This is a genomic window from Pseudomonas sp. 15C (assembly GCF_055484735.1).
This window is the reverse complement of sequence record NZ_JBUDGD010000023.1, coordinates 1-18,969: the sequence shown is the minus strand read 5'-3', so window position 1 is coordinate 18,969 and position 18,969 is coordinate 1. Positions and strand designations below refer to the sequence as shown.

Here is an 18,969-nt window from a genome sequence, read left to right as displayed (position 1 = left end):
GTATGGCCTAGAGAACCTTCGTAATAGTTATCGTCGGGTTTGCAGGTTGCTTGAGGGCTTTTTGAAAAAATTTTGCCATCACCACGCCACCCCCTAGAAAACAAAGACTTAGACGCCCTCCAACCGCGAAAAACTGACGTCATAAAACCGCCTGCCGCGCAAAGCGGCGGGCCAGCGCCATCGGCCTGTTCAGGCCGCAGCACTTTCCAGCAGTTCGACCAGTTCGTACTCCATATAATCGGCCAGGGCCAGCCAGTCCTGACGCTCCTGACATTCGAACATCTGCGTCAACACCTGCGCCCACTGTTGCTGAGCCTCTACAGAGGCAGACGCCAGGCACTGCTGGGCATATTCGAAGACATCGACCATGCCCAGCGCCGCTTCGACATCACGGCCCAGGCGAAACAGCGCTGCAGTGTCGCGGCACTGTTTCATGCAGTGGCTCAGGGCATTCATTGCACGAACTCCGGGTTGAACGCGGTTCCGGCGATCAATGCCCCGGATCGACTGCTGTTGAGAAACTCGACCTGTGGATGCGCAGCGATGTAGCGCTCCAGCACACACAGATATCCGCGAAAGTTCAGCTGCGTACTGACCCGCTGCCCGTGGCCGTCGCGCACCCAGTGCCGCGCCTGACTCACCGGTGGCCCGAGATCGCCGTCATCCCAGCCGGCGTGAGTCTTGTTCATCGGGAAAGCGAAGTCAGCGCCAAACAGGGTGATCGTCGCAGCGCCCATCTTCACCGCCAGATCCACCGCCGGATGAATCACGCTGCCGCCGACGTGCAACTGGCCGCGCGGGTAGCGCTCACGTAAGTCCGCATAGATCGGGCTCGCGGAATAGCCGCCATAACGTTTGCCCTTCCACGCCTGCAGTACGGTCGGATCGCTCATCGGCAGATACACCAGCGGGATGCCATCGGACTGCTCAAAAGGCAGATGCCGGAAGCCGATGCGCTGATCGATGCTCACCACAAGGTCAGGCGCGATCCCGTGCTCGCGCAGCGGGCGATAAGCGGTGTCTACACAAATGAACAGAGGCCGCTCGGCACGTTCGCGGATCGCCGCCAGACTTGCGAAGTGCTGCTCCAGACTCGGCCCGGTGGCAATCACATAGATTTCCCGCCCGGCGCAGCTACCGAACAGTTGCGCCACATCGGCATCGCCGAGCAACACCGGCAGGCATTCCTGCAAGCGCTGCTGGATCTGCGCTGACTGCGGATCGAACTCACGGTTGTTGAACGTCAGGTGAATTTCATTGACCAGCCGATCACGGATCTTCGCATTAGCGTCATCGGCCAGCAGCAACTCGGCAGGCAAGGCGAAAAACGGCGTGAAGAAGTCAGCATGCTCATCGGCGTAAAACAACTCGACGCGCGGATCGTCCAGCCAATGGCGCTGATCGAGCAGTTGCAGCACCAGTGCGAACAGTGCGCCATTGAGGATATGCACGTACAAGCGCTCAAGACCGGCACGCGCGAGCAGCACACCGGGCAAATCGCCCAACCCGGTGCCATAGACATGCAGTTGCGGTTTTTCCGGAAGGCTCGCCGCCTGTATCCGCGCCTCATGCAGGCGGTCATGGCGGCTGGTCAGTTGCACGCCATTGATGCTCAGCGTCGAGCCGAGCCCGTGCACCAGTACTGCGGCAACGCCTGCGCCGTCCTCGGCCTGCAAGCGCGCGAACAGCGCCGGCCAGCGCCGCTGCAACACTTGGGCATTGGCTTGGAAAAACTCGCTCATGGCGCCTCGCGCTCCGTATCAGGCAAAAAAATAGCGTTCAAGGTTAACCTTGAACGCTATTTTTGTATCCGCTGTTTTTGTGTCGATCAGGGACGATAGATGATCGCCGAACCCCACGACAGACCGACACCGAAGCCGCTCAGCGCGACCCGCTGCCATTGCGAATCGAGCGCGTGTTTTTCCAGCAGCAACGGAATGCTCGACGACACGGTGTTACCGGTCTCGACCATGTCCTTGATGAACTTCTCCGGCTCACCTTCGAAACGTCGCGCCACGGCATCGACGATCGCCGCGCTGCCCTGGTGAATGCAGAACGCATCGATGTCATCGGACTTGAGGCCGGAGTCATCGAGCAGTTCGTGCAAGTGAGCGGGGACTTTGAGCAGGGCAAAGTTGAACACCTGGCGCCCGTTCATGAAGAACACGCCGTCGGTGACTTTCAAGTGCGGTGCGCCGGAACCGTCCGTGCCGAACTTGGCCTTGCCCAGCGCCCAGGTCGGGTCTTCGCCCATCCAGGTTGCAGTGGCGGCGTCGCCAAACAGCATGGTGGTGTTGCGGTCTTCCGGGTCGACGATTTTCGAATACGGGTCAGCGGTGATCAGCAGGCCGTTTTTCAGGCCGGCGGCTTCCATGAAGCCCTTGATCGCGTAGATGCCATAGACATAACCGGAGCAGCCCAGGGAAATGTCGAACGCCGCTACGTTTGTTGGCAGACCCAGCTTGTCCTGCACGATCGCTGCGGTGTGCGGCAGGCCTTCTTCGTCGCCATTCTGGGTGACGACGATCAGCGCGTCGATCGATTCACGTTTGAGTTCCGGGTTGCTGGCAAACAGCGCATTGGCCGCTTCCACGCACAGGTCGGAGGTTTCCTGTTCAGCATCTTTGCGCGGCAGGAACGCCGAGCCGATCTTGCCAAGGATGAACTCTTCATCCTTCTCGAATTTTGCACCTTGTGCGTAATTGTCCACGCCGGCTACAGGAACGTAGCTCGCAATGCTTTTTATGCCAATCATTACGGCTTCCCAATAAAAAACAGCCCAAGACCACCGCTCGCAAGGATTTCGAGGGGCGCCGACAAACAGCAAATGGCCGCCACAACGGGCAGCCACGGGGAGCGCAAAGGGCTATCACTGGAACCGCAAACGGGCCAGGCGCCATCTCCCCGATCAATACAATACAGTGAAGATGCGCGTTATGACTCGCAGGTCACGCTATTTAGCCGAATCGGTGCAGATCGGCTTATTCGAGCAGCGACCAATCCAGCGGCGTGCCACGCTTGATCGGCGCGCGGGCGCGGCGGCCGAGGACGGCGTCGGTGTGCTTGGGCGGCAGACCGAGACCCGGGCGAATCGCGCGCAGATTGTCGCGACTGAAGGTGTCACCGGCGGCCATGTCGGCGGTGACATACAGCGAGCGCCGATACACCAGCGACTTGCGCTCGGCCTCGGTGACGCCGTAATGCACCTCGCCCATGGCTTGCCAGGCACGCTCGGTTTCCACCACCAGGCTGGCCATCTCTGAAGGTTCCAGGGAGAAACTGGCGTCAACGCCACCGGCTGAACGGTCGAGGGTGAAATGTTTTTCGACCACCGTCGCACCCAGCGCCACCGCTGCCACCGAAACACCGACGCCCATCGAGTGGTCGGACAGCCCGACCTCACAACCGAACAGTTCCCGCAGATGCGGGATCGTGCGCACGTTGCTGTTGAGCGGGGTCGCCGGATAGGTGCTGGTGCACTTGAGCAGCACCAGATCCTTGCAGCCGGCTTCGCGAGCGGCCCGCACGCTTTCATCCAGTTCGGCGATGCTGGCCATGCCGGTGGAAATGATCAACGGCTTGCCGGTCGCCGCCACACGACGAATCAGCGGCAGGTCGGTGTTTTCGAAACTGGCGATCTTGTAGGCCGGCACATCGAGGCTTTCGAGAAAATCCACCGCGCTGTCATCGAACGGTGTCGAGAACGCGAGCATTCCCAACTCTTTGGCGCGGGCGAAGATCGGCGCGTGCCATTCCCACGGCGTGTGGGCTTTTTCGTACAGCTCATACAGCGAGGTGCCAGCCCACAGGCTGCCCGGATCCTTGATGAAAAATTCACCTTCGGACAGGTCCAGGGTCATGGTCTCGGCGGTATAGGTTTGCAGCTTCAAGGCATGCGCCCCGGCCTTGGCAGCGGCCTCGACGATCTGCAGGGCGACCTCAAGCGACTGGTTATGGTTGCCGCTCATCTCGGCAATGATGAACGGCGGCGCATCGGCACCGATCGAGCGATTGCCAATCTTGAAGCTAGTCATGCGATTGATCCTTCAGAACACGGTTGAACACGCAGGCCTCCTGGCTGAAGCCGGCGTCACGAAACAGATTCAACGAGGGCGCATTGCCCGGCAAAACCCGAGCGGTGATGGCTTGCAGTTGCGGCCAGTGCATCGTGACGAACGCCTCGCCCCGAGCCAGCAGCGCCCTGCCCCAGCCCAGGCCGATGCGCCCCTCAAGCAGATACAGCGACACTTCAGCGTCAGACCCGCGCAGGTCATAACGCACGACACCGACGGCACCGTGGTCGGCCTCGGCAATCAACAACAGCCGCTGCGGATTGCGCAGACTCGCCGTCAGCCAGTCCAGATGCTGCGGCCAGTCGATCACGCTGGAATCCAGCGACCCGCGCCGCACCGCTTCGGCATTGCGCCCGTCGAACAGCAACTGCGCATCGTCCAGCGTTGCCGGGCGCAGCTTCAGCACCGCCCCGGCCAATGCTGCTGCAACGCGCTCGGCTCCGCGGCCATCGACCAGTTGTCGCGAGCGTTCGGCCAGGCCCTGGCGCAGATAAAAATTATTGGCAACGAAGCCGACCGCATCGCGCAATTGCTCAACGCTGGCTTGCTCACGGGCGCCGAGAAACACATGCGCGCCCGCAGCGGCCATGGCCTCACCGTTGGCCTGCTGATTGTTCGACACCGCGATGCAGATCGTTGGCAACCCGAGCGCCGCACGCTCCCAACTGGTACCGCCGCCCGCGCCGATGAACAGATCGGCTTCGGTCATGCGCTGATAAAAACCGCTGACAAAACTGTGCAGGCGCCAGTTCGGCCGCGTCTCGGCCAGCGCCTGCATTTGTGCCCACGCCGGGTTGTCGGCGCCGGCAACGAAGTCCACTTGCAGTTCGTTGAAATCGGCCAGGGCGAGCATCGCATGGTGGGTCTGCATCGCCGCATCGAAGCCGCCGAAGTTGACCAATACCCGGCGCGCCGTCGGTTTGATATCGATTGCCGCGCAGTCGAATTCCTCGCGCAACATCGCATAGCGTGGGCCGAGCAAGGTTCGGCATCCCGCCGGCAGCAGCGGCGCGTAGTTTTCGCTCAGACCCGAGAGATTCTGATTGAGCAGCAGATCGACGCTGTAGCGCCGCGTGGCCAGATCGTCCACCGCCGCGATGCGATGCGCCCAGCGCCGCGCCGCGGTTTGCCAGTGATGGTCGAGGCCGTAATGGTCGACGATGATCCAGTCGAACTCCGCCTGACCGTCCAGACGCTGGCCTAGCGCATCGATGTCGAATTGCCACGGCAGCATCGATTCGATGGCCTGCAGCGGGTCTTCATCGCGATAGCGCTCGGGCAGCGTGAAGGTCTCGAAGCCCTCGGCACTCAAGGCATCCAGTCGATGCCCGGGCAACCGCCGGCAGGCAAACACAACATGGCTGCCCTGCTGGCGCAGCACCCGCGCCAGGGTCAGGCAACGGGCGATGTGGCCGCTGCCAATGGTCGGCGAAGCGTCGGCGCGGATCAGCACTCTCATGTCAGTTCTCCGCCGGCCTTGAGCGCCGCGTACAGGTATTCGGCGCGTTTCCAGTCTTCGGGCGTGTCGATGTCCTGAACCAAGTAGCGCGGCAGGATCACCGGCAGGCTGGCTGGCGAATACAGCACGTCACCGCGCAACCACGCCGCGCTGCGCCCCCAGTAAAACTGCCCGGCATCCTGATACGCCTCGGGCAGGTCCTGCGAGCGGGTATTGCGAAACTCGGGATATAACGCCGTCAAGGCGCCCTCCCCGTCTACGGTCAGCGCACGCTGCACCGGAAACGCGAAATCGCAAACCGAGAACGCGAATGATCGATCAGGATGCTGCTCCAGCAGCTCGAAACCCTGACGCAGATAGCGCACCTGCAACAGCGGCGCAGTGGCGTAAATGCAGCAGGCAAAATCGAAGGTCGGCAACTGCTCCAGCGCATGCGCGATGACCGTCGCCGTGCCGGTGAAATCATCGGCCAGATCGGCCGGGCGCATGAACGGTACCTGCGCACCGTGCGCCCTCGCGACCTCGGCAATCTCGACATCGTCGGTGCTGACCACGACCTGCTCGAACAATCCTGAATCCAGCGCCGTGCGGATCGAGCGGGCAATCATCGGCACGCCATCGAACGGCAAGAGATTCTTGCGCGGGATGCGCTTGCTCCCGCCTCGGGCGGGGATGATTGCGACGTTGCTCAAGGGCGTTTTTCCAACAGAAACCAAGTGATGTCGTCGGCCGAAAACTGCCGATCACGGTGATAGACGAAGCCATAATCGACCAACTGCAAGTCAGCATGGCGGTCGAGCATTTCCCCGGCGAAATCACGTTTGAACAGCTTGCCGCTGTTGCCACGGTAGGCGATTTCCACCGGCGCCGGATTGTAATACTCGGCGATCAGGATGTAGCGCTGACTCAGCTCGTAAAGCTGCGCATAGGCGCGCGGCAACAGCTCGGGAGCCAGATGGATCAGCACGCCTTTGCTCAGGGTCAGATCGTAGCGACGCTCGCCGGCAAAATCGAACAACGAGCCGTGCCAGATCTGCGCAATGTCCAGCGCCTGCGCCTGCGCGCACGCGGTTTCGTTGATCTCGACCCCGAACAGTTCGCAACGCGGCAATAGCTGACGCAGTGCCTGCAAATTGTTGCCGGCGTTGGTGCCCAGCTCCAGCAGGCTGTCGACACGCCCCGCGCGGCTCAGCGCTTTGGCGAAGAACCCTAGATTGCCCGCCACCAACGCCTGGCCTACGTTGCGCTCAACGTACTGGTTGCCGAACTCACCCTGCCAGAACCTTTCCTGCTCGCTCAGATCGCGCATTGCACAGTCTCGTCCACCGCCGCAGCGGTCATTCTTCGGTCAGTCGCCGCAGTTGCTCGACTACATGATCCTGCTGCTCATCAGTCAGCAAGGGATACAGCGGCAAGCTGATGGCTTGAGCGTAATAGCGTTCAGCCTCGGGGAAATCACTCTCGGCAAAACCCAGGTCGCGATAGTAAGGCTGCAAGTGCACGGGAATGTAGTGCAGATTCACGCCGATACCGGCGGCGCGCAACCCTTCGAAGACCTGACGATGACTGAGGCTGATGCGCTCGGTCTGCAAGCGCACCACATACAGGTGCCAGGCAGACTCCGCCTCTTCCTGCGGGCTCGGCAACGTCACCGGCAAATACGCCAGCAAGCGATCATAGCGCGCCGCCAGTTCGCGGCGCCGGGCGATGAATCCGTCCAGTTTATCCAACTGTGACAGGCCCAGCGCCGCTTGCAGATCAGTGATCCGATAATTGAAGCCCAGCTCGATCTGCTGGTAGTACCAAGGCCCGTGACTGGGCTCGGTCATCTGCTGCGCATCGCGGGTCATGCCATGGCTGCGCAGGCGTTGCAGACGCTCGGCCAGGTGCGGGCGATTGGTCAGGACCATGCCGCCCTCGGCGCTGGTGATGATCTTCACCGGATGGAAACTGAACACCGTCATCGCGGCAAATTCGCCGCACCCGACCGGGCGCCCGCCATAGCTGGCGCCGACGGCGTGCGAGGCATCCTCGATCACGGTGAAGTTATAGCGCTCAGCCAGTTCGGCGATGCGCCGCATGTCACAGCTCTGCCCGGAGAACGCCACCGCGACCAGCACTTTGGGCAACGTGCCGTCGCGCTCGGCCTGTTCCAGCTTCGCCGCCAGCACCACCGCGTCGAGGTTCCAGGTCAGCGGATCGATGTCGACGAAATCGACCTCAGCGCCGCAATAGCGCCCGCAGTTGGCCGAGGCGAGAAAGGTGTTCGGCGTGGTCCACAAACGATCGCCCGGCCCCAGCCCCGCCGCCAGACAGGCGATATGCAGCGCGGCGGTGGCGTTGCACACCGCCACGGCGAAATCGGCTTGGCAACGTGCGGCCATTGCCTGTTCGAAGCGTTCGATGGTCGGCCCTTGGGTCAGCCAGTCCGATTGCAGCACCGCGACCACTGCATCGATGTCCGCCTGATCGAGGCTTTGCCGACCGTAGGGGATCATGCCGAGAGTTTCGCGTGCAGGTCGGCGATCTGCCCGACCGAGAGAAACTGCGGGTTGGTGTCGGAGCGGTACTCAAAATCTTCGCTCACCGTGCGCCCACGCTCGCCGAGTTTGTCGACGGCAAAATCGACATCGACGCTGGTGAAGCGAATCGATGGCTGAATCGTGTAGTGATCTTCAAATTCCAGAGTCATGCGCGCATCGTCCAGCGGCACCATCAGCTCATGCAGCTTTTCGCCGGGACGAATGCCGACGTTCTTGTGCGGCAGATGCTCAGCCATGCCACGCGCCAGATCGACAATGCGGATCGACGGAATCTTCGGCACGAACACTTCGCCGCCGTGCATCCGCGCGAAGCTGTCGAGGACGAATTGCACGCCGTGGTCGAGGGTGATCCAGAAACGCGTCATGCGCTCGTCGGTGATCGGCAGCTCCTGCGCGCCATCGGCGATCAGCTTACTGAAAAACGGCACCACGGAGCCGCGCGAACCGGCGACATTGCCGTAACGCACCACGGCAAAGCGGGTCTGCTGCTCGCCGGCAATGTTATTGGCGGCGACGAACAGTTTGTCCGAGAGCAACTTTGTCGCGCCGTACAGATTGATCGGGCTGGCTGCTTTGTCGGTGGACAACGCCACGACTTTTTTCACCCCGTTGTCGATGGCCGCGGCGATGATGTTTTCCGCGCCATTGACGTTGGTGCGAATGCATTCGGTCGGGTTGTATTCCGCAGCCGGCACTTGCTTGAGCGCGGCGGCATGCACCACGTAGTCAATGCCGCGCATGGCCTGCCGCAAGCGATCAGCGTCACGCACGTCGCCGATGAAATAGCGCATGCACGGCGCGTTGAACGTCTGCTGCATCTCGTACTGTTTCAGCTCGTCGCGGGAGAACACCACCACGCGCTTGGGCTGGTATTGCTCCAGCAAGCGACGGATGAAGTTGCGCCCGAACGAGCCGGTGCCGCCGGAGATGAAGATCGATTTACCGTTGAACATGTTCTGATTCCTGTCCGGCGAGCTTAAGCGAGCAACTGTGCCCAGTTGATCGGGGCACTTTCGCCCAGGGTAAAACCTTTGCCGGTCAGGGCCAGGTTGGCGTTGTAGGCCGGGTCGTGCGCGAAGGCGTCGGGCCATTTTTCACGCAGCGTCGCCAGTGCCGCTGGCTGCTGTGCCAGCTCGCCGTTGTGCAGCACTTGCACCAGAGGCGTCCACACGGTGAGGTAACCGGACTGACCGGCCTTGAGGCACAGGTCGACATCGGCGAAACCTTCAGCAAAAGTCGCTTCATCCAGCCCGCCCAAGGCGCTATAGAGCTCTTTGCGCACCATCATGCAGACCCTGGAGACAGCCGAATAATTTTGCTCGGCCACCAGACGCTGCATGTAACCCTCGGCCTTGTGTTTCTCGCCGACGAAGGGTGAGCCCACGCCATCGTTCAGACCCAGAATCAAACCGGCGTGCGAGACCTTGCCGTCGCGGTCGACTAGCTTGGCACCGACGATCCCGACTTCCGGACGCTGAGCGTGATTGAGTAGCGAGTCGATCCAGTTCGGATTGACCACTTCACTGTCAGCGGCCAGCAACACCAGATAATCGCCCTGGGCCTGCTCGCTGGCGGCGTTGTACAACGCGACCTCGCTCAACGGCTGATCGGCACGCAACACGTTGACCTTGGCATGGCGCAGCGTGCCCAGCCAGTCATTGACGGCTGCCGACTGATTGGCGTTGGCTGCCAGCAGCACTTCATAGCGGCTGTAACGGGTCCGCAAAAGCACGCCTTCCAGGCAGCGACGCAGCGCCGGCAAATCATCGATGACCGGCACGATGATCGAAACCAGTGGCTGCTCGGTGTGGCGATAATCGATCTGCCAGGTGCCCGGCGTCTGCGAAGTAACCTTGGCCTTGTAGCCGCGATTGCCGAGATGGCGCAGCAATGCCAGGCGTTCGTGGGTGTTTTCCTCCAGCGGCGCCCGCTCGGTGATCAACAGCGGCTCGTCGAGATGCGCGAGGCCGTCGAGGCCTCCCTGCTCGATGATGCGCAACAACAGATCGAATTCCAGCGCCTTGCTGAAATCGGCCTGATACCCGCCAACCTCGAGCAGCACCTGGCGCCGGATCAACCAATGGCGCGCCATCAGTGACGGCACGCTTTGCAGCAGATCCAGATTGAAACCGGGGCGGAACACGTCGACCAGCGCACCGTTTTCCTTGCGCTGTATTTCATCGGTGGCGACAGCACGCACACCTTGGGCAGCCATCAGTTCAAGGCTGGCGCGCAACAGGCCGCTGGCGGTGAACTCATCACCGGCCTGAGCCAACATCAGCCAGTCGCTCGGCGACTGCTGAGCGCTCTGGTTGAGTTTGTCGACGAGATTGCCGGGCGTGACACGGACAAAGTGCAAGGTGTTCTGCGCAGTGGTCGCTGCCGGCGCTTCACCGGTGGTGAACACGACAATCCTGAATGCTTTGCAGTGCCCCTCGACCAGGCTGTCGAGCGACACCTGCAACTTGTCGATGTCGTTGTCCAGATCAAGCAGGAAGATACCGAACTGCGGGCCACCCCCTTCAGCAGCCACGTGCTGGCTGATCGACTCGAGCTGCTCGATGGCCGGTGCGCGTGCAGCCAGCCAATTCAACAAACGTCCCGATTGCATCTTGTCGAACGTGAGCTGATGATCGTCGACCGTCAGTGCCTCGAGGCGGGCGATCCATTCATGCATTTGCGCCGCCGTCTCGTCACCGAGCACTTGCATTTGCGCGGCCAGACGCTTGGCAACGACCTGATTGAACGCATTCAGATCATGCGCCTGCCACAACCGGTCGATCACACTCTCCGGCGTATCGTTATTGCGCGCCTGGAGCAGATGCGCCTGACGCGTCCATACGCCTTCCAGCCCTTCCAGCTGAAGGCGGCCCGCCGGCAGGGTGTGCATCATGAATTCAAACTGTTCCAGAAGATCGAAAAACGCCTGGTTGTAGAACGGCATCTCGACGTACTGCAGTGGGCCGAAACGCCGATCAGGCCGGCGCAATTGCTGATTCCAGGTCGACTCGAAAATCAGCTCGGCAGTCAACGCCCGACGGACCGCCAGACTCTCGGCCATCGCCGCAAAGCTCTCCAGAACAAATGCCTTGGCCTGCCCTGCATCGAGGTTTTGAATACCGGTAGGCAGCGAGACGAGGAAATCGGCGAACGCCTCTCGTTCGGCGACTGACTTCGCATCAAGATAGGTCAGCGAGTGATACACATCGGTATTGTGATCGGAAACGCCGTAGTTGATCTCACGCACCACATAAGGAATTGGCAGGATCCGTGCCTTGGCGCTGGCCAGCAGGAAATACACGTGACCGATTTCCTGCCATTGAAAACTGGTCCCCGGCGGCAATGTCGAGTGCCAGGTTTTCATCAGGTCGGTACGGGTCACCGCGTAAAATGGCGGAATGTACTGACTCATGTAGTCAATGACGCGGTCCTGCGCGCGCTCGGAGCAATAGTCTTCCTGAACCTTCTTGTCGCGGCGGTAGTAGTTCACGCCATCGGCCTTCGCCAGGTACATCAGGCAATAGCCATGACACATGCCGTAGTCACGATTGACCTGAAGAAAGCCGACAGACTCGCAGAGCGAATCGAACACGATGAAATCGTCATCCGCCGCCAGCACCATATAGGGCGTGGTCAGTTGCTCGACGCCATAGGCCAGTTTGGCCTGCATACCCCAGTAGGCGAATTGCGGCACGTGATGATAATCGACGGCGGAAAAATCGCCTTCCGGACGTTCCGGCGTGGAGTCGAGCACCATGATCCGGCAGGGCAAGCTGCTGTAGTACTTCACCGCACGGCGCAGGAACGCCGGTCGATTGTGAGTAATCAGCACCACCGTCAACAACTCGTTGAGCGGTAGCGTCAGTGCAGAACTGTACTTGCCTTGCATAACTTCTCTCCACAACCGGCGACTCGCCGAGATAACGCTTTGGGGATGTTGCGAATTAACGAACGCGGCGCAGATAGCCATCCGGCGCCACGGTGATCAGCAGCTTGTTCTGCAACTGCCGGTCGATCTCGAAATCCTGGTTTTCTTCCAGGTATTTCCAGACGGCGGTTTTCGGGTTGTCACCCGGGCCCCACGGACGATCCGGGAAGAAATCGGCCGGCATGTCTTCGACCACGGTGTCCATCACCACGCAATAGCTGTCGACCGACACCAGCGGCGCGTAGAGACGCAGCTCTTCGAGGACGTGATCGTGGGTGTGGTTGGAGTCGAGCACCAGAATGACTTTCTTGCCCTTGGCCGCCGCTTGCACCTGGGCGGCGATGCCTGCATCGATGCTCGAGCCTTCGATCATCTTGATGCGCTTGGCCATCGGATGGCTTTCGATCGCTTCGCGGTTGTGCGCACGGATATCGAGATCGATGCCCAGCACTTCGCCGTGGCCTTGCAGCTCCAGCAACGAGGCGTAGTAAATGATCGAACCGCCATGGGCGATGCCGCATTCGATGACCAGGTCCGGTTTGACCTGCCAGATGATCTCCTGCATGGCCATCATGTCTTGCGGCAGCTGGATGATCGGGCGGCCCATCCAGGAGAAGTGGTAGCTGTATTTGTGCCGGGCCGATTCGTTGAAGAAATCGCGGGCCAGGCCGGTCAGTTTCGGGTCATCACCCTGTTGGGCGATCTGCTCGCGGCACTCGGCTTCGAAGGCTTGGTTGATGCTGTAGTCGGTCATGTTGGTCATCTCAAGGGTCACTGGAACGAAGCGCTGTCGACGGCGTGATAGACGTAGCGTCCACCGGTCATCCGCTTGATCTCTTCGAGGTAATTGGAATTCATCACAAACAGGTTGGCGCCTTCGGGCAGCGCATCCATCGCCTCTTGCGGCGACGACACCCGCGCACCGCTCAACGGCAGATAGCGCCCCTGCTTGGCCGGGTTGATATCGACGACGCGGTCCACCGCGACACCGGCACGTTGCAGGAACAGCGAATAGATCACGCCTTTGGACGAAGCGCCCCAGATCGCCGAGCCCTGCTCGGGGGCGGACTGAATGATCTGCACCGCGCGGTCGAGGCTGGCGGTGAAGCCATCCGGCAACGTCAGGCGCGGCACCGGTTGCTGCGGAGTCAGGCGCAAGGTTGCCAGGTCAGCGACGATGTACAGGTATTGGCCACCGAACAGATGACCAGCCTCGTGCACGCTGCCGAACAGACGGCGCAGGTCATCGAGGCGGAAGTAATTGACGTGCTCATAGAACAGGTCGAACCAGGCCTTGTGTTCGAGAATCCAGTCGAAGCACGGCACCTCGATGTAGATCTGCCCGCCCTGATTGGCCTCGGCGATCACGGCGAGGAAGCTCACCGGGTCCTGGATATGCTCCAGCACATGGCGCAGAACGATGGCATCGGCGGCCAGCCCCAGGCCACGGGTGAACGGTGCCTTGATCACGTCGGCGTTCTCGCCTTCGTAAGCCGGGTCAATGCCGGTGATCGAGTAGCCCAGGCCCTTGAGCAGTTCGAGGAAATAGCCCTTGCCGCAACCGACCTCGATCAATTCCCGGCCCTTGAAGTGCCTGGCGATAATGCCTTCGACGTCGTTCAAGTGCTTCTGGAACTGGCCGGAATGCGCCTGCTCGTTCTGGTAATCGGCGTCGTAGTTGAGCTTGTCGGCATCGAACGCAGCATTGAAGATCAGACCGCTGTGCTCGTCCTGCACCAACAGCATGTCGGCACTTGCCGACGCCTGCGCCGAATCCGCGTCGGCAAAGGTGCGATTCTGCAACACCGGCAGGTCGGTGACCCGATACAACTCGTGCCTCATTGCGGCTCTCCCAGTAACTGTTGCAAGCGCTCGGTCACCGCCCAGAACGCCAGCGGTTCGTGGCTCGGATAAGGGTAATGACCAAGGTTCAATTCGATCGTCGCGTCGCGTTCGCGTAGACGCTGCTCAACCAGCGAACGCACCGAAACCGCTAGGCCGCTGGCGCAATTGATCACACCGTTGAAATGCGGTTTTTGCACGATTGCGGCGAGGTAACCGGCTGCCTTTTCGATCGGCAGAAAATCGCGCAACTGCTCACCGGCCGACATGTTGAATGACGGCTCAGCGGCATCGATCGCCCGGTCCAGTGCCGCGAGCAGGCTGTTGGGGTTCTGTCCTGCGCCGTGCAGATAGAACAACCGCGCCCATTGCAGGGTGAACGGCCGTTCCTGCTGCAGATTCTGCAGAAACAGGTGCAGCGTGTGTTTCGCCAGACCGTACGGATTACTCGGGCGTGGCTCGGTTGTTTCACTGAGCGGGCCGCTTTGCATGCCATATTCGAAGCAGGTACCGGTGACCAGAACCTGCTTTACGCCGGCCTCGACCGCGCTTTTGATAAAGCGATAATCGGCCATCAGGTTGTGCTCGAAATGGAACAGCGCCCGATAGTTCGGCAAACCCGGCCAGGCCAGATGCGCCAGGGCATCGATGCCAGCGGTCAACGCGTCGACATCAAGATCGGCAGCATGAATATCTGCGGCAATGAACTCGACGTCGTTGATCCACGGCATGCCTTGCGCGGTTCGTGCATTACGCGCCACCGCGCGCACTTCGCAGCCGCGTGCCAGCAACGCGGCAACCAGATGCCGACCGACAAATCCCGTGGCGCCCGTGACCAGCACCTTCACAGCACTTTCAACTCAGGCACGGCGATCACGAAGCGCCCGTCCCACTGACGCACTTGCGCCAGCTGCTGACTGACTTCGTGCAGCAGGTTCCACGGCAGCACCAGCACGTAATCCGGCTTGTCGATATCGATCTGCACCGGCGCCACGATCGGGATGCGGCTGCCCGGCAAAAATTTGCCCTGCTTGTGCGGGTTGGCATCCGCGACCCAGGCAAGCAGGTCTGGCTTGACCCCGGCGTAGTTGAGCAAGGTATTGCCCTTGGCCGCCGCGCCGTAACCGACCACCCGTTTGCCCTCGGCCTTGGCCTGCAACAGAAAGCGCAGCAGTGCATGTTTGATGCGTTCAGCGGCGGGCGTGAGAGTTGCGTAGTACTCAGCGGTTTTCACCCCGGCATTGAGTTCGGCTTGCAATTGTTGCTGAACGGCCGGTTGTACCGCTCGGCGCTCGCCGTCCTTGCGCTGCACGAACACCCTCAGCGAGCCGCCGTGGGTGCTCAACTGGCTGACGTCAAAGACTTCCAGGCCATTGCGCTCGCACAAAGTCTGCACGGCGGTCAGCGACAGGTAGGAATAATGTTCATGATACAGCGTGTCGAACTGCGCGCCGGCCATCAGCGTCAGCAGTTGCGGAAATTCGAACGTGGCGACGCCGCTCGGCTTGAGCAGCGTGGCGAAACCACCGAGGAAGTCGTTGATGTCCGGTACATGGGCGAGCACATTGTTGGCCGCCATCAGGTCGGCACCCCAGCCTTCGCTTTGCAGCTGCGCGGCGGTGTCACGACCGAAGAACAGTTCACGAATCTCCAGGCCCTTCTCGCGTGCCGCCTGCGCGGTGCTGCGGGTTGGCTCGACGCCCAGGCAAGCGATGCCGCGTGCATCGACGTATTGCAGCAGGTAACCGTCGTTGGCGGCGACCTCGACTACGCGGCTGTCGGCGTTGAGACCGAAGCGCTCGACCATCTCGGCGACATAACGCTCAGCGTGGGCCAGCCAGGTGCTGGAGAACGAACTGAAATAGGCGTACTCGGCGTCGAACAGGCTGTCGGCGCGGGTGTAATCCTCGGTCTGTACCAGCCAGCATTGCTGACACACGGCGACTTTGAGCGGCACCCACTGCTCGGCTTGCTCCAGTCGATCGGCATGCACATAGGCATTGGACGGTGGCGAGGTGCCGAGGTCGATCAGCGGCAGGCTCAGCGGTGCAGCGCACCCACGGCAGTTCATAGACGCACTCCAGCAAAGTGTTGATCGAGCGCGGGATGGCTGGAATCCCGCGCTGACAAATTATTGACAGGCAGCGGCCAGGCTATCGCCAGGCGCGGATCGTTCACCGACAGCCCGCCTTCATGCTCCGGCGCGTAATCGGCGCTGTGCAGGTAAAGCAGTTCGGCGTCTTCAGTCAGTGTCTGAAAGCCATGGGCAAAACCGGCCGGAATCAACAGACTGCGGCCATCGCCAGCCTTCAGATGCTCGGCGTGCCAGTGCAGAAATGTCTCTGAATCCGGGCGCAAATCCACCGCGACATCCCAGACTTCACCGCGCAGGCAGGTGATCAGTTTGGCTTCCGGGGCGTTGGCATTCTGGTAATGCAGCCCACGCACACTGCCCTTCTCGCGCGTGCAGGAATGGTTGATCTGGCGAATGTGGAACGCGCTGCCGAACGCACTCAGACTGCCTTCGCAGAACAGCCGGGCGAAGTGCCCACGCTGATCTTCGAAACGCTTGTGCCGGACGCTGAACAGCCCGGCCAGTGGCAACGCCTTCAAGGAGAACTCGCTCACAGCGCGCCTCGGTACAGTTTCAGTTGGCCGAGGGTGACGTTGCGCATGTCATCGCCGTTCTGCCACGCCAGATGCCAGTCGAGGGTCTGGGCCAGGCATTGCTGCAAGGTCCAGCGCGGTTGCCAGCCGAGCAACTGGCGGGCGCGGCTGCTGTCCAGACGCAGTAGACCGGCTTCATGCAGTTCGCTTTTTTCGATGCGCAGACCACGCGCCTGCGGCCAGCGGCTGGCGAGCAATTCGACGACCTCGCCGACGCTGCACATGTCCGCCTCACCCGGGCCGAAATTCCACGCACCGGCATATTCCGGGCCTTGTTCATACAGGCCAGCGGCCAACTGCAGGTAACCCGCCAGCGGTTCCAGCGCGTGCTGCCATGGGCGCACCGCTTGCGGGTAACGCAGGGTCACCGGTTCGTCTGCACTCCAGGCTTTGAGCACGTCGGGAATCAGTCGCTCCGGGGCAAAATCACCGCCGCCCAGCACGTTGCCGGCACGCGCGGTGGCCAGGGCCAGGCCATGCTCGGCGTGCTTGTCCGCCGGGAAAAACGACGCGGCATAGGACTGCGCCAACAGCTCGCAACAGGCCTTGCTGCTGCTGTACGGGTCGTGGCCACCGAGGGCTTCGTCTTCGCGGTACGGCCACAGCCATTCTTTGTTGGCGTAGACCTTGTCGGTGGTCACCAGCACGCAGGCGCGAACGCCACCGACCTGACGAATCGCTTCGAGCAGGTTCAGCGTGCCCATGACATTGCTGGAATACGTGCCGAGTGGATCGCGATAGCCCTCGCGCACCAACGGCTGAGCGGCCAGGTGCAGAACAATCTCCGGCTCGGTGTCGGCAATGATTTCCAGCAAGGCGCCGAGATCGCGCAAGTCACCGCGCTGATCGTTGATGCCCTCGCTGACTCGCGCCAGTTGGAACAGGCTCGGCTCGGTCGACGGGTCCAGCGAAAAGCCGCTGACTTGCGCGCCGAGGCTTTGCAGCCACAGGGTCAGCCAGCTGCCTTTGAAACCGGTGTGTCCGGTGACGAGAACGCGTTTGCCGCGCCAGAAATTTGCACTCAGGCCCATTGCTTCCATGGGGCCTCCCCGCTCTGCCACAGCGCTTCGAGATGATTCTTGTCGCGCAGGGTGTCCATTGGATGCCAGAAACCTTCGTGTTCGAAGGCTTTCAACTGTTCGTCTGCAGCCAGACGCGCCAACGGCTCGGCTTCCCAGGTGGAGGCATCATCGGCGATGTACGGCAACACCTTTGGCGAGAGCACGAAGAAGCCGCCATTGATCCAGCCCCCATCGCCGCGGGGTTTTTCGGTGAAGCCCAGCACTTGATCGCCTTGACGCTCAAGGGCGCCGTAACGGCCCGGCGGCTGCACCGCGGTGACGGTCGCCAGACGCCCGTGGGCTTTGTGGTAGTCGACCAGTTGAGCAATGTTGATATCGGAAACGCCATCGCCATAGGTGAAGCAGAACGCTTCTTCATCCTGCAAATAACGGCCGGCGCGCAACAGACGACCGCCGGTCATGGTTTCTTCACCGGTGTCGATCAGGGTGACGCTCCAGGGCTCGCTGTAGTTCTGGTGCACGTCCATGCGATTTTCGCGCATGTTGAAAGTGACGTCGGAGGTGTGCAGGAAGTAATTGGCGAAGAAGTCCTTGATCGCATAGCCCTTGTAGCCCAGGCAAATGACGAAGTCGTGAATTCCATGGGCGGAATACTGCTTCATGATGTGCCAGAGAATTGGCTTGCCGCCAATCTCGATCATCGGCTTGGGCTTGAGGTGCGACTCTTCACTGATGCGCGTGCCGAGGCCACCCGCCAAAATTACTGCCTTCATCGTCTCCCCTCTTGTTCTGCAGCGGGCTGCGCATGGCTTTGTTGAGCGTTGCGGGCCTTGCGGCGACACCTTTTGCCGTTCCGGGCTCAGGTGAAATAACCGCGAGCGCTCGTTTTATGGCGATTTGAGGGGGACTTGCAGGAAACGCGCCAGCTCCAAAATCACTGGCAACGATGAACACCAAGCCGGAGCAAAATCAAAAGCCCCTCACCCTAACCCTCTCCCAAAGGGAGAGGGGACTGGTGGATGCGAGGACTACGCCGACTCGAAATACCGAGTCGAACTCAAGTTTTGAACGGCTCACAAATCGGCTCCCTCTCCCTCGGGAGAGGGCTGGGGTGAGGGGCGAGTCCACCGAAAATCTCAAGCCATGCGGCGCTTCTAACCACTCAACAATGAGCGCCAGCTCGAGTGCTCTTGATCTTGCGTCACCGGCGACGTCGGAAGGCTGAGTGGAGGGACCGATCCGGGCGTAGGAGCGCAGCGACCGTACGACGAAGTCGTACACAGCGGACGTAGGTGCAGCGAAGCAAACCGTAGCCGCTGCGCCCGGATCGATCCCACAGCGAAGGGACCCGAGCCTGCGAGGGCCGAACGCAGGAGCAAGCGTTTTGGGTTACCTTTTTGGCGTTTGAAAAAGGTGACTCGCCGTAAGGGCGAAA

Annotated in this window: 17 protein-coding genes; all 17 read right to left on the bottom strand. The window is 61.1% G+C overall.

Going from position 1 to position 18,969, the window contains the following annotated elements; all coding sequences use genetic code 11:
• Positions 1-189: 189 nt before the first annotated feature.
• The 17 genes from ACYYKW_RS13905 to rfbF all read right to left on the bottom strand — a co-directional run bounded on the left by ACYYKW_RS13905 (position 190) and on the right by rfbF (position 18,307).
• The gene (locus ACYYKW_RS13905) at positions 190-456 is read right to left on the bottom strand and encodes a hypothetical protein (RefSeq protein WP_464990377.1); all 267 of its coding nucleotides are present in this window, start codon (positions 454-456) and stop codon (positions 190-192) included.
• Positions 453-1,742 (bottom strand): motility associated factor glycosyltransferase family protein, encoded by a 1,290-nt coding sequence (locus tag ACYYKW_RS13900; protein WP_464990376.1) that lies wholly within the window; start codon positions 1,740-1,742, stop codon positions 453-455. The genes ACYYKW_RS13905 and ACYYKW_RS13900 overlap by 4 nt, the downstream gene beginning before the upstream one ends.
• Positions 1,743-1,828: 86 nt before the next feature.
• Positions 1,829-2,755 (bottom strand): ketoacyl-ACP synthase III, encoded by a 927-nt coding sequence (locus ACYYKW_RS13895; protein WP_093103492.1) that lies wholly within the window; start codon positions 2,753-2,755, stop codon positions 1,829-1,831.
• Positions 2,756-2,981: 226 nt separating this feature from the next.
• Positions 2,982-4,034, bottom strand: coding sequence for a pseudaminic acid synthase (gene pseI / locus ACYYKW_RS13890; protein WP_464990375.1), 1,053 nt, complete (start codon positions 4,032-4,034; stop codon positions 2,982-2,984).
• Entirely contained in the window at positions 4,027-5,532 is a 1,506-nt protein-coding gene (gene pseG, locus ACYYKW_RS13885) for a UDP-2,4-diacetamido-2,4,6-trideoxy-beta-L-altropyranose hydrolase (protein ID WP_464990374.1), read from the bottom strand. Before pseG ends, pseI begins: the two co-directional genes overlap by 8 nt.
• A complete protein-coding gene (gene pseF, locus ACYYKW_RS13880) occupies positions 5,529-6,224 on the bottom strand; it encodes a pseudaminic acid cytidylyltransferase (RefSeq protein WP_464990373.1) in 696 nt (231 codons plus the stop codon). The genes pseG and pseF overlap by 4 nt, the downstream gene beginning before the upstream one ends.
• On the bottom strand, positions 6,221-6,841 hold the full coding sequence (locus tag ACYYKW_RS13875; protein WP_464990372.1) for a pseudaminic acid biosynthesis-associated methylase: 621 nt from the start codon (positions 6,839-6,841) through the stop codon (positions 6,221-6,223). Before ACYYKW_RS13875 ends, pseF begins: the two co-directional genes overlap by 4 nt.
• Before the next feature lie 28 nt (positions 6,842-6,869).
• Positions 6,870-8,030 carry a UDP-4-amino-4,6-dideoxy-N-acetyl-beta-L-altrosamine transaminase gene (gene pseC, locus ACYYKW_RS13870; protein ID WP_464990371.1) on the bottom strand — a complete coding sequence of 387 codons (1,161 nt, stop codon included), beginning with the start codon at positions 8,028-8,030 and terminating at the stop codon, positions 6,870-6,872.
• Positions 8,027-9,028, bottom strand: a complete 1,002-nt coding sequence (gene pseB / locus ACYYKW_RS13865; protein WP_206414922.1) for a UDP-N-acetylglucosamine 4,6-dehydratase (inverting) — start codon at positions 9,026-9,028, stop codon at positions 8,027-8,029. The genes pseC and pseB overlap by 4 nt, the downstream gene beginning before the upstream one ends.
• Before the next feature lie 23 nt (positions 9,029-9,051).
• Complete coding sequence (locus ACYYKW_RS13860; RefSeq protein WP_464990370.1) at positions 9,052-11,964, bottom strand: glycosyltransferase family 2 protein; 2,913 nt, start codon at positions 11,962-11,964, stop codon at positions 9,052-9,054.
• 55 nt (positions 11,965-12,019) lie between these two features.
• Entirely contained in the window at positions 12,020-12,757 is a 738-nt protein-coding gene (locus tag ACYYKW_RS13855) for a cephalosporin hydroxylase family protein (RefSeq protein WP_464990392.1), read from the bottom strand.
• A 17-nt stretch (positions 12,758-12,774) separates the two neighbouring features.
• Entirely contained in the window at positions 12,775-13,845 is a 1,071-nt protein-coding gene (locus ACYYKW_RS13850) for a class I SAM-dependent methyltransferase (RefSeq protein ID WP_093103514.1), read from the bottom strand.
• Positions 13,842-14,693 (bottom strand): NAD-dependent epimerase/dehydratase family protein, encoded by an 852-nt coding sequence (locus ACYYKW_RS13845; protein WP_464990369.1) that lies wholly within the window; start codon positions 14,691-14,693, stop codon positions 13,842-13,844. The genes ACYYKW_RS13850 and ACYYKW_RS13845 overlap by 4 nt, the downstream gene beginning before the upstream one ends.
• Positions 14,690-15,916 carry a methyltransferase domain-containing protein gene (locus tag ACYYKW_RS13840; RefSeq protein WP_464990368.1) on the bottom strand — a complete coding sequence of 409 codons (1,227 nt, stop codon included), beginning with the start codon at positions 15,914-15,916 and terminating at the stop codon, positions 14,690-14,692. The genes ACYYKW_RS13845 and ACYYKW_RS13840 overlap by 4 nt, the downstream gene beginning before the upstream one ends.
• Positions 15,913-16,473, bottom strand: coding sequence for a dTDP-4-dehydrorhamnose 3,5-epimerase family protein (locus tag ACYYKW_RS13835; protein ID WP_464990367.1), 561 nt, complete (start codon positions 16,471-16,473; stop codon positions 15,913-15,915). The genes ACYYKW_RS13840 and ACYYKW_RS13835 overlap by 4 nt, the downstream gene beginning before the upstream one ends.
• Positions 16,470-17,552, bottom strand: a complete 1,083-nt coding sequence (rfbG, locus tag ACYYKW_RS13830) for a CDP-glucose 4,6-dehydratase (RefSeq protein WP_464990366.1) — start codon at positions 17,550-17,552, stop codon at positions 16,470-16,472. Before rfbG ends, ACYYKW_RS13835 begins: the two co-directional genes overlap by 4 nt.
• A complete protein-coding gene (rfbF, locus tag ACYYKW_RS13825; RefSeq protein WP_093103530.1) occupies positions 17,534-18,307 on the bottom strand; it encodes a glucose-1-phosphate cytidylyltransferase in 774 nt (257 codons plus the stop codon). Before rfbF ends, rfbG begins: the two co-directional genes overlap by 19 nt.
• Positions 18,308-18,969: the final 662 nt, after the last annotated feature.